The 14,819-nt window shown below is 59.4% G+C and carries 10 protein-coding genes and 9 tRNA genes; 15 read left to right on the top strand and 4 right to left on the bottom strand.

The features are described from left to right. Window positions 1–4 precede the first annotated feature (4 nt). The 8 genes from pdxJ to HDE75_RS03345 all read left to right on the top strand — a co-directional run bounded on the left by pdxJ (window position 5) and on the right by HDE75_RS03345 (window position 4,372). Window positions 5–766 carry a pyridoxine 5'-phosphate synthase gene (gene pdxJ, locus HDE75_RS03380; protein ID WP_183676227.1) on the top strand — a complete coding sequence of 254 codons (762 nt, stop codon included), beginning with the start codon at window positions 5–7 and terminating at the stop codon, window positions 764–766. A 13-nt stretch (window positions 767–779) separates the two neighbouring features. Then, window positions 780–1,175 carry a holo-ACP synthase gene (gene acpS / locus HDE75_RS03375; protein ID WP_183676228.1) on the top strand — a complete coding sequence of 132 codons (396 nt, stop codon included), beginning with the start codon at window positions 780–782 and terminating at the stop codon, window positions 1,173–1,175. A gap of 9 nt (window positions 1,176–1,184) precedes the next feature. Continuing rightward, window positions 1,185–3,047, top strand: coding sequence for an excinuclease ABC subunit UvrC (gene uvrC, locus HDE75_RS03370; RefSeq protein WP_183676229.1), 1,863 nt, complete (start codon window positions 1,185–1,187; stop codon window positions 3,045–3,047). A 113-nt stretch (window positions 3,048–3,160) separates the two neighbouring features. Beyond that, entirely contained in the window at window positions 3,161–3,742 is a 582-nt protein-coding gene (pgsA, locus tag HDE75_RS03365) for a CDP-diacylglycerol--glycerol-3-phosphate 3-phosphatidyltransferase (protein WP_183676230.1), read from the top strand. 119 nt (window positions 3,743–3,861) lie between these two features. After that, window positions 3,862–3,937 (top strand) — tRNA-Gly (locus HDE75_RS03360). Between the two features lie 94 nt (window positions 3,938–4,031). Then, a tRNA-Gly gene (locus HDE75_RS03355) sits at window positions 4,032–4,107 on the top strand. Window positions 4,108–4,170: 63 nt separating this feature from the next. Further along, window positions 4,171–4,246, top strand: a tRNA-Gly gene (locus tag HDE75_RS03350). A gap of 50 nt (window positions 4,247–4,296) precedes the next feature. Continuing rightward, window positions 4,297–4,372, top strand: a tRNA-Gly gene (locus tag HDE75_RS03345). 125 nt (window positions 4,373–4,497) lie between these two features. Here the strand turns inward: HDE75_RS03345 and blaOXA are convergent. The 3 genes from blaOXA to HDE75_RS03330 all read right to left on the bottom strand — a co-directional run bounded on the left by blaOXA (window position 4,498) and on the right by HDE75_RS03330 (window position 9,059). Continuing rightward, on the bottom strand, window positions 4,498–6,351 hold the full coding sequence (blaOXA, locus tag HDE75_RS03340) for a class D beta-lactamase (protein WP_183676231.1): 1,854 nt from the start codon (window positions 6,349–6,351) through the stop codon (window positions 4,498–4,500). Further along, window positions 6,348–6,743, bottom strand: coding sequence for a BlaI/MecI/CopY family transcriptional regulator (locus tag HDE75_RS03335; RefSeq protein WP_183676232.1), 396 nt, complete (start codon window positions 6,741–6,743; stop codon window positions 6,348–6,350). The genes blaOXA and HDE75_RS03335 overlap by 4 nt, the downstream gene beginning before the upstream one ends. A gap of 162 nt (window positions 6,744–6,905) precedes the next feature. Next, complete coding sequence (locus HDE75_RS03330; protein WP_260173651.1) at window positions 6,906–9,059, bottom strand: TonB-dependent receptor family protein; 2,154 nt, start codon at window positions 9,057–9,059, stop codon at window positions 6,906–6,908. Between the two features lie 456 nt (window positions 9,060–9,515). Here HDE75_RS03330 and HDE75_RS03325 point away from each other — a divergent pair. From HDE75_RS03325 to HDE75_RS03295, 7 genes are all read left to right on the top strand, one after another. Further along, window positions 9,516–9,589, top strand: a tRNA-Cys gene (locus HDE75_RS03325). A 14-nt stretch (window positions 9,590–9,603) separates the two neighbouring features. After that, a tRNA-Gly gene (locus HDE75_RS03320) sits at window positions 9,604–9,679 on the top strand. A gap of 62 nt (window positions 9,680–9,741) precedes the next feature. Further along, window positions 9,742–9,817 (top strand) — tRNA-Gly (locus HDE75_RS03315). 62 nt (window positions 9,818–9,879) lie between these two features. Further along, window positions 9,880–9,955, top strand: a tRNA-Gly gene (locus HDE75_RS03310). Window positions 9,956–9,995: 40 nt separating this feature from the next. Continuing rightward, window positions 9,996–10,069 (top strand) — tRNA-Cys (locus tag HDE75_RS03305). 93 nt (window positions 10,070–10,162) lie between these two features. Beyond that, window positions 10,163–11,638 (top strand): SulP family inorganic anion transporter, encoded by a 1,476-nt coding sequence (locus HDE75_RS03300; RefSeq protein WP_183676661.1) that lies wholly within the window; start codon window positions 10,163–10,165, stop codon window positions 11,636–11,638. A 30-nt stretch (window positions 11,639–11,668) separates the two neighbouring features. Beyond that, window positions 11,669–12,121, top strand: a complete 453-nt coding sequence (locus HDE75_RS03295; protein WP_183676234.1) for a hypothetical protein — start codon at window positions 11,669–11,671, stop codon at window positions 12,119–12,121. Here HDE75_RS03295 and HDE75_RS03290 read toward each other — a convergent pair whose 3' ends face one another. Beyond that, window positions 12,122–14,806 (bottom strand): nitrate reductase, encoded by a 2,685-nt coding sequence (locus HDE75_RS03290; protein WP_183676235.1) that lies wholly within the window; start codon window positions 14,804–14,806, stop codon window positions 12,122–12,124. Between the last annotated feature and the right edge of the window lie 13 nt (window positions 14,807–14,819).

Raw genomic sequence — 14,819 nt, 5'->3', positions numbered from 1 at the left:
CCTCATGAGTTTCTTGCAGCCCTCCGGCCCCGTCATCGACCTGGGCGTCAATATCGACCACGTGGCGACCTTGCGCAATGCGCGTGGCACGCAATACCCTGATCCGATCCGCGCGGCCCTGCTGGCCGAACAGGCTGGCGCCGACGCCATCACCCTGCATTTGCGCGAAGACCGCCGCCACATCAAGGATGCCGACGTGATCGCTATCGCGCCGCAATTGATCACGCGCATGAATTTGGAAGCGGCGGTGACCCAGGAAATGATCGATTTCGCTTGCCGCATCAAGCCTGCCGATGTGTGCCTGGTGCCTGAAAAACGTACCGAAGTAACTACCGAAGGCGGGCTGGACGTGGTGCGCTACTTCAAGGAAGTGCAAGCCGCAGTGAAACAATTGCAAGGCGAGGGCATCCGCGTGAGCCTGTTCATCGATGCCGACGAGCAGCAAATCGCGGCCGCCGCCGAACTGGGTGCGCCCGTGATCGAACTGCACACGGGCCGCTATGCCGATACGCAAGGCGCCGAGCAATTGGCGGAACTGGAACGTATCAAGGCGGGCGTGCTGTTTGGCGTGGGCCGCGGCTTGAAAGTCAATGCCGGCCACGGCTTGCATTACACCAATGTGCAGGCGATTGCGGCGATTCCCGATATCGCCGAGCTGAACATCGGCCACGCGATCGTCGCCCACGCCGTGTTTGTCGGTTGGGAAAATGCCGTGCGCGAAATGAAAGCGATCATGGTCGCGACGCGCCTGGGCAGCAAAACCTGAGGAGGAGGGCGCCATGATCTACGGCATCGGTACTGATATTTGCAAGATTCCCCGCATCGAGGCAGCGCTGGAGCGTCACGGCGAGCGTTTCGCGAAGAAAATACTGGGGCCGCAGGAGCTGGAGAAATTCCGCGCCCGCAGCGCCAAGAACGCCGTGCGCGGCATACGCTTCCTGGCCACCCGCTTTGCGGCCAAGGAAGCGTTTTCCAAGGCCATCGGCCTGGGCTTGCGCATGCCGATGACCTGGCCCGCCGCGCAAATGCTGAACCATCCCAGCGGCAAGCCGATGATCGTCTGCAGCGGCGTGCTGGCTGACTTCATGGAAAAGAACCGTCTGAGCGCGCAAGTGACGATCAGCGACGAAGAAGAATACGCCGTCGCTTTCGTGATTGTGGAACAAGCCCAGTAAAAGTACGCTATGACCGAAGAAGTTTCTGATATTCCCGACCCGCGCGCGCTGGTGCTGGCCACCGTCGCCAAGCTGCCGAACCTGCCCGGCGTGTACCGCTATTTCGATGCGGCTGACAAGGTCTTGTACGTGGGCAAGGCGCGCGACCTGAAAAAGCGCGTCTCCAGCTATTTCCAGAAAAACCTGGCCAGCCCGCGCATCGCCATGATGGTCGAGCGCATCGCGCGCCTGGAAACCACCGTCACGCATAGCGAGGCCGAAGCGCTGATCCTGGAAAACAACCTGATCAAGGCGCTGCAGCCGCGCTACAACATCCTGTTCCGCGACGATAAATCGTATCCCTATCTGAAGATCACGGGCGGCGAGGCGCCGCGCATGGTGTATTACCGGGGTGCGGTAGACAAGAAAAACCAGTATTTCGGGCCGTTTCCCAGTTCCTGGGCCGTCAAGGAATCGATGCAGATCCTGCAAAAGGTTTTTTTGATCCGTACTTGCGAGGATAGCGTCTACGCGAATCGCACGCGGCCGTGCCTGTTGCACCAGATCGGCCGCTGCAGCGCACCGTGCGTGGACTTGATCAGCAAGGAAGACTATAAGCTCGACGTGGAAAACGCGGCGCGTTTCCTGCGTGGGCGTCAGAGCGAAGTCATGGCCGACCTGGAGCAAAAGATGCACGCCTATGCTGCCGACCTGAAATTCGAGCAGGCGGTGGTGGTGCGCAACCAGATCACCTCGCTGTCGCGCGTGCTGCACCAGCAAAGCATGGAAACCACGGGCGACGCCGATGTCGACATCATCGCCGTGCTGTTGCAGGGCGGGCGCGCCTGCGTCAACCTGGCCATGGTGCGTGGCGGCCGCCACCTGGGCGACCGCGCCTACTTTCCCAGCCAGCTGAACGATGCGGCGGCGATTGCCGAAGAGCCGATCGAAGTGGAAGTGCTGAGCGCCTTTTTGGCCCAGCACTACACGGAAAAATTCATCCCCGGCACCCTGATTTTGAATATCGAATTCGACCAGCCGGCGCTGATGGTGGCCTTGATGGAGCAATGTGGGCACCGCATCAACCTGGTGTTCCAGCCCCAGGGCCAGCGCCGGCTGTGGCTGGAGATGGCGCAGAAGGGCGCCGAAATTTCGCTGGCGCGCCTGTTGTCGGAGCAGGGTTCGCAGCAGTCGCGCACGCGCGCGCTGGCCGAAGCGCTGCGCCTGGAAAATGATGACCTCGACAGTCTGCGCGTGGAATGTTTCGACATCAGCCACACGCAAGGCGAGGCGACCCAGGCGTCCTGTGTGGTATTCCATCATCACGCCATGCAAAATGGCGAATACCGCCGCTACAACATCAACGACATTACGCCTGGCGATGATTACGCCGCCATGCGCCAGGTACTGATGCGCCGTTATGAAAAAGTCGCCAATGGCGACGGCGTGATGCCCGACGTGGTCTTGATCGACGGCGGCAAGGGACAGATTGAAATGGCGCGCCAGGTATTCGCCGAACTGGGACTCGATATCAGCTTGATTGTCGGCGTGGCCAAGGGCGAGGGTAGAAGAGTCGGCCTGGAAACGCTGCTGTTTGTCGATGGCCGCGCAGCGCAGGAGCTGGGCAAGGAATCGGCCGCACTGATGCTGATCGCGCAAATCCGCGACGAGGCGCACCGCTTTGCCATTACCGGCATGCGCGCCAAGCGGGCCAAGACACGCCAGACTTCACGCCTGGAAGAAATCGAGGGCATCGGCGCCAAGCGGCGCCAGAAACTGCTGTCGCGCTTTGGCGGCTTGCGTGGCGTGGTCGATGCCAGCGTCGAGGATTTGATGTCGGTGGAAGGTATTTCCAACCAGCTTGCGGAAGAGATTTACAGGCAGTTGCACTAATGAGCGGCAAGCCTGGTTCGGCTGCGCCGCAAGCGGACTAGGCTAATACCCGCGCGCCATGTAGACTAGTGGCGCTTTGTTCACCAATTTACCCGTCGGCCGATTGCTTTCTTATGCCTTTTAATATTCCCATCCTCCTGACCTGGCTGCGCGTGGCCCTGATCCCGCTGGTCGTTGGCGTGTTTTATTTGCCGCCGTCGATGCTGCTGCATGGTGACCAGAACCTGGTGGCCACCCTGGTTTTCATCATCGCGGCCATTACGGACTGGTTCGATGGTTTCCTGGCGCGGCGCTGGAACCAGACCTCGGCCTTCGGCGCCTTCCTCGATCCTGTGGCCGACAAGCTGATGGTAACGGGCGCTCTGCTGATCCTGGTGCAGCTGGACCGTGTCAGCGCCGTGCTGGCGTTTATCATCATCGGCCGCGAAATCACCATTTCCGCCTTGCGTGAATGGATGGCGCAAATCGGCGCATCGAAATCGGTGGCTGTCAGCTCGATCGGCAAGATCAAGACGGCTGCGCAAATGACCGCCATTCCGCTGCTGCTGTACCACGAAGTGATTTTCGGCTTGATCGATACCCATGTCTGGGGCGAACGCCTGCTGTGGATCGCCTGCGTATTGACCGTCTGGTCCATGTTTTACTACCTGCGCCTGGCCTGGCCTTTGATTAAGGAAAAGGCCGGCAATCTGTAAGCGGATCACAGCGCGTTTTCATAGGAGAGGCGGGCGGTTTGAAAGTTTATAAACCTTAATCATTTATACCGTTGACAGCCCCTGTAATTACTCTATAATGCTGGCCTGTTGTTGATGACGCGGGAGTAGCTCAGTTGGTAGAGCGCAACCTTGCCAAGGTTGAGGTCGAGAGTTCGAGACTCTTCTCCCGCTCCAGTTTTTCGGAGCTGCGTCAAGGATGGTAAGTTAGCAAGGGTAGTAAAGTAGTACTGGAAGTGCAGCAAGCTTTCTGATAAAATGTTGTTCCGCTGCGGGAGTAGCTCAGTTGGTAGAGCGCAACCTTGCCAAGGTTGAGGTCGAGAGTTCGAGACTCTTCTCCCGCTCCAGCGCTTGCTGGACGTAGCGTAAAAGTAGTGGCGTAGTATGTAGTACAAGCAGTAACACTCCAAGCGGGAGTAGCTCAGTTGGTAGAGCGCAACCTTGCCAAGGTTGAGGTCGAGAGTTCGAGACTCTTCTCCCGCTCCAAGAATTCAAGCGGCAAGTTCAGCGAACTTGTTGTGTAGTAAAAGCTCCATGCGGGAGTAGCTCAGTTGGTAGAGCGCAACCTTGCCAAGGTTGAGGTCGAGAGTTCGAGACTCTTCTCCCGCTCCAGATAGTGAAAAAGGACCTTCGGGTCCTTTTTTTACGTCCATACAGTTGATCTGATCACTCAATACGGGCCCGGCAAATATCTGCCGGGCCATCATCGGGTAATTGTCAGGTAATTGTCAGGTAATTTACAGCGTATCGAGCCGCGCCTCCAGTTCGCGCAGCATTGCCTGCTTGACTCGCGCCCCCGCATTGCCTTTTCCCCTGTCCAGCTGCGCCATGCGGGTAAAGACGATGGTGCGCTGGCCTTTTTGCGCCCAGCCTACATACCAGCCATATTGATGTTGCGCATCGCGGCTGCCATCGGATAGGGCGGCACTTGCGGTGCCGGTCTTGCCATGGATGAGCCAGCCATTTGCCAGGGCTTCGGATGGCATGATGCGCATCGTCATGTCATAGGCATGCTGCGTCACAGGCAAGCTCCGGTTCACTATCTTGCTTAAAAAAGCTGTTTGTTCGTCGGGCGATAGCTTGAGGCTGGAACTGATCCAGGAAAGTGTCAGGCCATTGTTCTTGCCGGCATCGCCCGACACATCCTGGTTGCCATAGCCGAAACTGTGGATATAGCGGCCGAAGCGTTCGGCGCCCAGTTTCGAAGTGACCTGTTGGGCGTACCAGACGACGGAATTCTTGAGCCAGCTATCAGGATCGGTGGCCGTCTTCCAGTTGGGCCCCCAGGCGGGATAGCCTGGTTTGTAGGGCAGGCGCGGCGTGTGCTCGTCCTGCAGGACGCCGCTGTCATAACCCATCAGGCTGACGGCGATATTGAAGGTCGAGGCTGGCGTAATGCGCTCGGCGCATTGTCCCTGGCGCACTAGCTGCTTGCCGCTGGCCGCATCGAGCAAGCTGGTGCAGCCAAATGGCGTGCTTGTATCGGCTGGCCATCGTATTGTGTCCAGCGCCGTCTGGGCGCTTGCCGGCATGGGCGCAATGCGCGATGCCAGGGCTGGTTGCAAGGCCAGGCTGGCCATCACGATACTCATCAAGCCTGCGATTGCAGCGCAGCGCGTCCACAGGTCAGGCGGCTGCTTGATGGGGCTGCGTATCAGCACGATGCGGCTCGCCAGCGTTTCACCGCTGACGCCGCCGAAGGCCAGTGCGGTACTGGCCGACTGCTGTCTGCCCGGTATATGCTGCAGTTTTAACTGCGCCACCAGCGCTGCCGCATAGGCCTTGCGCTGGCTTGCTGGCCGGCCGCGCAGCACGTCGCGGTCGCAGCCCAGTTCCTGGGCCCACAGCAGATGGGCGCCGAGCCGCCGCATGAAGGGATTAAACCAGAGCAGGGTTTGCAACAGCAGTGCAGTGCTGGTCCAGTGCAGGTCGCGCCGCCGCCAATGCGTCAGCTCATGTTCGATAATCATTTGCTGCTGTTCCGGCTCAAAGCTGCGCAAGTGGCGCGGCAGCAGCAAGCGGGGGCGAAACAAGCCGAACAGCATCGGTGAAATCACCATCTCGACCTCGATCACCTGAGGACCCGAGACGCTGGGCAGCGTGCCGGCAAAGCCGGTGTGTGCATCCTGTGGGCGCAGCTTGCGTCCGGCCGCAGCCAGGGTGTGCAGCAGGCGCTGCGCCTGCCACAGCTTGAAGGCTGAGTAAGCCAGTCCCAGCAGGTAAAGCAGCAGCCAGGCCTGCGCGCCATAGGCTGGCCAGGAGCGGCTGCCGGTTTCAGGCTCGGGCGTGCTGGCAGTCTTGTCACGGGCGCTGATGGTGTTGACCTGTGGCGTGGCGCTTGGCGGCGCTGTGCTGGTTTCAGGTAAGTCGATCGCCGGCACCACGCGCAGCCGCTCGCTATGCGGCAGCAGGATGGCCAGGAAGACGGTCACCACCGTTAACTGGCTCAGCAGCCATAGCGAGCGCTGGGCGCAAAAGGCGGGCAGAGTGCGGCGGCACAGTGTTGCCAGTATCCACACGGCCAGCCCTGCCACCAGGCAGCCAGCACTGGCCAATACCAGGCGCAGTGCCAGCAGTTCGAAGTCACTCACGGCGTGTTGCCGTCTTGCGGCCAGTCGTGCAGCAATTGTTCCAGCTGTGCCAGTTCCTCTTTATCGACCAGCTTGCTGCCTGTAAACATATTCACGGGCAGCGGTGTATCCATTTCCATCACGCGCTGGCCAAAATCACGGGCAAACGCGGCCAGGGTATCGACCTTGTCCAGCACCGCGACATACACTTGCACGCCATGGCTCAGCGACATGCGCACGGAACCCTTGTCCAGCATGCGCTCCAGCGTCTTGCGTGTCGATGAATACGACCAGCCCAGTTCATCGGCGACCTGGTCATGAATTTCGCGCGCGCTCAGCGGCTGTTGGCGCCACAGCGCTTTCAGCAGGCTCAGTTCGGAGACGGAGGGAATATTTTGTTCCTGTTGCTTCATGACTGCGTCTTTCTGTGTTTGTGTGACTAATGTCACGATTGTGCTACATCAGTCGTTATTGCGTCAAGAAAGTCGGGCTAAATCTGTTCGGCCATAAAAAATGGGCTGGTGTGGGCTTGCGCCGCACACCAGCCCACAGACTGGTTTGACTAAGAAGTTCGCTTAGAACGCCAGCGAGCTTTGGAAGTACAGGGTGCGTGGCTGGCCCACGTATTTGCCGCCGTTGTTATCGGTCGAACGCGTGAAGTAGCGGCGGTCCAGCACGTTCTTGATGCCGACGGCCAGTTTCAGGTTGCTGAACTGCTTGCCGAAGTCGTAGCCGCCGCGCACGGCCAGGGTGCCGTAGCCAGGAATGTTGCCCAGGCGGCCGGTGGCGTCTTCCTTGGTCACGTAGGTGGCGCCGGCTACCGGCGAATCAGGCGAGCGCTGTTTCGAGTTGGCAAACACGTCGGCGTTGAAGGTCCAGCGGTCGACCACATAGCGGGCGCCCAAGGAACCCACCTGGCGCGAGTAAAACGGCAGGTCCATGCCCTGGAACGCGCCTGCCTGCGACAAGGCCTGGGTGTAGGTGAAGTTGGCCGAGACCGACAAGCCTTTCAGCGCCGGATTCAAATCGCTCAGGTCGTAGCGTACGGCTGATTCCACGCCGCGGTGGCGAGTGGCGCCCAGGTCGGTCCACATGCCGTCGCCGACGATGGAGCGGGCCAGTTGCAATTCTTTATCGAAGTCGATATTGAACAGCGTGACTTCGCCACCCCAGGCCGTGCCATTGATGTGCGTGCCGATTTCATAGGTGGTCGCCATTTCCGGGTGCAAGCCATCGGTGGTCGATGCCAGTTGCGCGTATTGCTGCGGACCGAACGACTTGCCGGCATTGGCAAATACCGTCCAGCGGTCGCTGAGGCGGTACAGCACCGACAGGGTCGGCAAGGTTTCACGCGAATCGATGCTCGGGTACAGGGCGCTGGTGATCTTGCCATTGGTGGCGAAGTTTGTCACATTGTTAAAGGTGCTGATATCTTCCACGCGCACGCCGGGCGTGATGGTCCAGTTGCCGATGCTGATGCGGTTGTCGATGTAAACGGCATGCGCGGTGGTGCCGCCCTGGCTGGTCTGGTAAGTCAGCATCGGGATGCCGAAGGCGTCGAAACCGGCGGCCGGCTTGTAATAGCCGGTGCGGCCCGCCACTTCCGAGCTGCTTTCTTTCAGGTAGCGGTAGCCGACGCTGATTTCCTGGCTGACCGGGCCCGTTTCAAACAGGCGCGAGTAGCGCGGCTCGATGCCGAAATAATGGTAGCTGCGCGGTGCGGTCGTCAGGCGGCGCTGGCCATTGCTGGCGCCGCTGCCTTCCTGTTCGATGAAGCTGCCACGGAAGGAATCGACGTAATACGCCAGCACTTCGGCATTGTTGACGCCGTCATTGTGCGCATACTTGAGCGAGGTATCCGTGCGGCGTCCCGTGAATTGATCGTAGGGGCGGTTCGACTGGAATGGGTTTTGCGCATATTGCGCTGTCGTCAGGCCGCCTGGCATATCGCCCTGGCCTTCGAAGTGGTGCACCGTGCCGTACAGCGTGTCGTTCGGCGAAATGCGGTAAGAGCCTTTCAGCATCAGGTCGTCGATGCTGATCTTGTCGTTGGCGGCGCGGTAGCCGTCGCCATGCACGCCCGAATACAGGATCATGCCGCCCAGGCCCTGCTCATTGGTGCCGCCCAGATAGAAGCTGGGCGTGCCCTTGACGTCGCTGCCGTGGCTATACAATTCCGAACCCAGGCTGATGCCAGCCTTGAAATCCATGGGAATCGCACGCGTGACGAAGTTGATGATGCCGCCCACGTTTTGCGGGCCATAACGCACGGAACCGGCGCCGCGCACCACGTCGACCGATTCCAGGTTGTCCAGCGCCAGCGGGGCCAGCGACAGCTGCGGCTGGCCATACGGCGCATACGACATCGGCACGCCATCCATCAGCACGGTGGAGCGGGGCGACAGGCGCGCCGTCAAGCCGCGGATGCCCACGTTCAGCGAAACATCGCTGCCGCCCGTGCCATTGCTTTCCTGTACTTGCACGCCAGGAATCTGGCGCAGCACGTCGCGCACGCTGGTCGAACCGCTTTCTTCGATGCGCTGGCGCACCACGATGCTGCGCGCACCTGGATGTTCCAACACCTTGGCATTGCTGGGCGTGCTCAGCCAGTTGCCCGTCACTTTGACCGTATGCGGTGTGTTTGCGTCTGCTGGCGTGTCGGTGCTTTGTTGTGCTTGGCTGGTGTCGGTGGCTTGCTGTGCATGCGCTGCGCCGGACAGGGTCAGCATGGCGACCGCGACGGCGGCTGCACATTGACTTAAATACAAAGCCGTGACTGGCTTGCGACTATTGAAACGTGCCATCTGCAAAATTTCTTTCTCGCCCTATGGGGCGCCAACGTTGTCCAGTCAGGCATGGCAGAGGCCGAGCCGGCAATCACGCCCATGACGACTGAAAAAGAAATGCCTGCAAACAACGATGTTTTGCAGGCATGATGTATATGCAATTGAAAGTGTAAATGATAATCACCCTCATTATCAAGTAAGTGATTACCGTAAAGAAATAAACTGTCTCTTATGCACAAATTATTCATTTCGCAAGCATTGCTGGAAAATAAGTTGGCGAGGCACTTGCCAAGTAGGGGGAACGAGGCGATAATAGCGCCCTGATCTGATATTGCGAAAGCAAAAAACTCTTTGCTAATCAATGGCTTAGAAGTAAATCAGATCAAAAGGCATAACTCGGGCGAGGTAGCAAAGAGGTTATGCAGCGGCCTGCAAAGCCGTTTAGACGGGTTCGATTCCCGTCCTCGCCTCCAGTTTTAGACTCCAAGCGGGAGTAGCTCAGTTGGTAGAGCGCAACCTTGCCAAGGTTGAGGTCGAGAGTTCGAGACTCTTCTCCCGCTCCAAAATTTCAAAGCAGCAAGTTCGATGGACTTGTTGTTGCAGTAGATGTAGAAAAACACTCCATGCGGGAGTAGCTCAGTTGGTAGAGCGCAACCTTGCCAAGGTTGAGGTCGAGAGTTCGAGACTCTTCTCCCGCTCCAAAATTTCAAAGCAGCAAGTTCGATGGACTTGTTGTTGCAGTAGATGTAGAAAAACACTCCATGCGGGAGTAGCTCAGTTGGTAGAGCGCAACCTTGCCAAGGTTGAGGTCGAGAGTTCGAGACTCTTCTCCCGCTCCAGTTTCACGGTGTGCTGACCAGCGCACCAAGCAAGTCCTCTGGCGAGGTAGCAAAGAGGTTATGCAGCGGCCTGCAAAGCCGTTTAGACGGGTTCGATTCCCGTCCTCGCCTCCAGATGAAAAAAATAGCCCACCTCGCGTGGGCTATTTTTTTATGTTTTTACGCTATCCAGCCTGTATGAACGAGTCAATCAACGAGTCATCCACCATGATCCATAGCAGCTTTCAAGAGCAGTGGTTTGCCAATCTACGCAGCAACTTCCTGGCCGGCTTGACCACCTCGTTTGCGCTGGTGCCTGAATGCATCGCCTTTGCCCTGGTAGCCCAGCTCAATCCCTTGATGGGCTTGTATGGCGCCTGCATCATTTGCGCACTGACCGCCATCTTTGGCGGGCGTCCCGGCATGATTTCAGGCGCCGCCGGTTCCATGGCGGTGGTCATCGTGGCCCTGGTGGCCCGGCATGGCGTGCAATATCTGCTGGCGACCGTGGTGCTGAGCGGCATCCTGATGGCGCTGTTCGGTATCTTGCGCCTGGGTAAGCTGATCCGCATGGTGCCGCATCCGGTGATGCTGGGTTTTGTGAATGGCCTGGCGATCATCATCGCCATGGCCCAGCTGGAACATTTTCACCAGGGTCAGCAATGGCTGCAGGGCGCTTCCCTGGCCGTGATGTGCGCGCTGGTGGGCTTGACCATGGTCATCGTCTATGCCTTGCCGCGCCTGACCAAAGCCGTGCCGCCGGCGCTGGCCGCCATCGTTGGCGTTGGGCTGCTGAGCACAGCGCTGCACCTGCCCACGCGTACTTTGGGCGACCTGGCGCATATCGCGGGCGGCTTGCCCAGCCTGCATTTCCCCAGCGTGCCGTTCACCAGCGAAACCTTGCACATCATCTTGCCGTATGCGGCGCTGATGGCCATGGTGGGCTTGCTGGAAACCTTGTTGACATTCAACCTGACCGATGAGATCACGGAAACGCGCGGGGAGGCCAACCGCGAGTGTGTGGCGCTGGGCGCATCGAATGTAGTCTCGGGCCTGTTTGGCGGCATGGGCGGCTGCGCCATGATCGGGCAGACCATGATCAACCTGACTTCTGGCGGGCGTACGCGGCTGTCTGGCCTGACAGCTGGTGTGATGATCTTGCTGTTTATCCTGTTTTTGTCACCGCTGATCGAACGCATCCCGCTGGCAGCGTTGGTGGGTGTGATGTTCGTGGTCGCGCAGCAAACCTTTGCCTGGGGTTCCTTGCGCGTGCTGGGCAAGGTGCCGCTGCACGATGCGCTGGTGATCGTGGCCGTCACGGTGATCACCGTGCTGACGGACCTGGCGACGGCCGTGCTGTGCGGTATCGTGATTGCAGCCTTGAATTTTGCCTGGCAACATGCGCGAGAAATGCGCACCGAGACCGATGACAGCACACCGGGCCTGCGTATTTATGCGCCGCACGGCACCCTGTTTTTTGCTTCGGCCATGCAGTTCCAGGAATTGTTTCGCCATGCTGACGACCCGCAGTGCGTGGTCATCGATTGCCGCCACTTGCATCTGGCCGACCACTCGGCGATTGCTGCGCTGGAAAGCTTGTACGAGCGCTACGGCAAGGCAGGCAAGCAGTTGCAGGTGAAAAACCTGTCGGCGCGCAATCAGTTGTTGCTGCAGCGCGCCGGTGTTGCTGCGGAGATGGTGTAGGATTTTATGGATCGTATCAATGGAGGGGTCATGCTGACCAAGGAACAAGAGCTGCACATCGAGCAAAGCCAGGCGGGTTTTGACGCCTATTACGATGAATTGGGGTCGGCGCTGGTCAATTTCGTCGAACGCCTGGGCATACAGCCGGCGCATGAAGTGCTGACCAATGCGGCCGAATATCTGCCGTATATCGATGCCGCCATGCGCACCATCGTGATCCGCGATGAAAGCTGGCAATGGGTGAAAACCATGCTCGGCTACTTTATCGGCGAATATTTCGTGCAGCAATACGCAGGCTGCTGGTATCTGGAAACGCGTCCTGAGTCGCCGCATTTCTGCCGCTACATGGTGGGTGGTTTCGAACATGGCTTGCCGCTGGACGCCGCCATCGATCCCGATGAAGCGGCGCTGGCCTTTTTATCCGGTCCGGTGCCGCGCGAGCTGGCCACATTGATCGAGGAAAGACAAGCGCAACTGGCTTGATCAAGCGGTTTGTTCGGCCCGCGTTTCCACCAGCAGTTTCTTAATTTCTGGCACGCACGATCCGCAATTGCCGCCTGCTTTCAGGCAAGCCGTTACCTGGGCCACGCTGTCCAGATTCTGGCTGCGGATCGTCTCGCAGATGGTGTTGCGGCCCACGCCAAAACACGAGCATACGGTGGGGCCCGTATCTGCACCTTTTTCTATCGGCTGGCCCAGCAGCAAGCCTACCCGGTCCGCTGGCGGTAGTTGTTCGTGGGCAAAAAGGCTAGCCAGCCAGGCGCGCGAAGGCAAGTCCGGGCGCGGCGATAAAAACACACATTGATCGATACGGTCATCGACCAGGTGCACGGCACGGTACAGGCCGGCGCTGCGGTCTTCGTATTCCAGCCAGTCGGCCTGTTCGTCATCGACCTGCAGCAAGCGGCGCGCCCAGTCTGTGTAGTCCTTGATGGTATTCCTGCCCGCCAACTCATAACGGGCAAAATCCTTGCCCTGAATACGCGTCCAGTGGGCGACTCTTTCCAGATCCAGCTCGCGCCGGCTCAGCACAAAACCATGCCAGTTGACGCGGAATTGCTCGACCCGCGCCGGCGTATGCTTGAATTCCGGCTCGCCCGAGACAGGGTCCACAACCGGGTTGACCAGTGGACCGACCCTTGCATCGGACGCCGTTTGGCCATTCCAGTGGATGGGCACAAAAATCGTGCCGCGCGCGATGCCGCCGCCATGCTGCACCCTCGCCACCATCGCGCCCCACGGCGTGGACACCCGCGCCAGCTCGCCCTCGCGCACGCTGTACAGCAAGGCGTCTTGCGGGTGGATATCGACAAACGATTCCGGCACATGATCGGCCAGCCGCGCCGACTTGCCCGTGCGCGTCATGGTATGCCACTGGTCGCGCACGCGGCCCGTATTCAACACCAGCGGATAATCCTCGCTGACGGCGTTGACGGGCGCGCGTGGCGTGGTGGCAATAAAACGGGCGCGGCCATCGGCATGCGCAAAGCAGCCATCTTCGAACAGCCGGGCCTGGTCCAGCGGCCATTGCACGGGATCGAGCTGGTCATACTGTTGCGCACTCAAGCCTTCCAGGCCCGTCAGGGTAAAGAAACGGGCCGTGGCGCCGTCGTTGCGGTATGTGCTGAGCCGTGCATGTTCATCGAAAATCTGGTGGGGAGCATCAAAATCGAAACCGTCGTAGCCCAAACGCTGCGCCACCTGGCACAGCGCCTTCCAGTCTGCGCGCGCTTCTCCCGGAGCTGGCAGGAAGGCGCGCTGGCGTGAAATGCGGCGCTCTGAATTGGTGACCGTTCCATCTTTTTCACCCCAGCCCAGGGCCGGCAGCAACACATGGCCAAAGGCATTGGTGTCGGTATGCTGGCTGATGTCGGACACCACCACCAGCGGGCATTTTTCCAGCGCGCGCTGTACCTGGCTGGCGTCCGGCATGCTGACCATGGGATTGGTGGCGATAATCCACACGGCCTTGACCTTGCCATCTTCAATCGCGCGGAACAAGTCCACCGCTTTCAAGCCGGGCTTGCTGGCAATCTTCGGTGAATCCCAAAAAGTTTGCACTGTCTCGCGGTGCGCGGCATTATCGAGATCCATGTGCGCAGCCAGCATATTGGCCAGGCCGCCCACTTCGCGCCCGCCCATCGCGTTAGGCTGGCCTGTCAGTGAAAATGGTCCCATGCCGGGCTGGCCGATGCGCCCGCAAACCAGATGGCAATTGATGATGCTGTTGACCTTGTCGGTGCCGGCCGACGACTGGTTCACGCCTTGCGAAAAAGCCGTGACCACTTTGCCGGTGGCGGCAAAGGACTGGTAAAAGATCAGCAAGTCGCGCTCGTCGATGCGGCAGATTTTCGCCACTGCCGCCGGATCGCTGCAATCGACCCTGGCCGCCGTCAAAGCGTCAAACAGGCCATTGGTATGTTCAGCAACAAATGTTTCATCGACGAAACCATGCAAGGCCAGGTAGCATAGCAAGCCATTGAACAGCCACACATCGGTGCCCGGTTTGACGGGCAAATGCAGATCGGCCAGTTCGCAGGTGGCGGTGCGGCGCGGATCGATCACCACCAGTTTCAGCTCCGGCCGCGCTTCCTTGGCCTGTGCTATGCGCTGGAACAAGATCGGATGGCACCACGCCGTGTTGGAGCCGACCAGCACCACCATGTCGGCCTGGTCCAGGTCTTCATAACAGCCGGGCACCAGGTCTTCGCCAAAGGCCCGCTTGTGGCCCGCCACGGCGGACGACATGCACAGCCGCGAATTGGTGTCGATATTGGCGCTGCCGACATAGCCCTTCATCAGCTTGTTGGCGATGTAATAGTCTTCCGTCAGCAATTGCCCTGAGATATACAGCGCCACGGCATCGGGGCCATATTCGGCAATCGTGCGGCTCCAGCCATCGGCTACTTTTTGCAATGCATCATCCCAGCTTACTTCTTGCAAACCGTCGGGGCCACGTACTTGCGGGTGCAGCAAGCGGCCATCGAGCGAGACGGTTTCACCGAGGGCCGAACCCTTGACGCACAGTTTGCCAAAGTTGGCCGGGTGGCTGGTGTCACCCGCAATTTGGATGGCGCCGTCCGGCATCGGCGTAGCGGATACGCCGCAACCGACACCGCAATACGGGCAGGTGGTGCGCACGGAAAAGGGGGGAGAGGAAAGATACACGATGGTTTCCTGA

Origin of the sequence: Janthinobacterium silvisoli (assembly GCF_014200725.1) — a bacterium.
GTDB lineage: Bacteria > Pseudomonadota > Gammaproteobacteria > Burkholderiales > Burkholderiaceae_D > Janthinobacterium.
The sequence above is the reverse complement of the archived record's forward strand: the minus strand, read 5'-3'. Positions and strand labels throughout refer to the sequence as shown.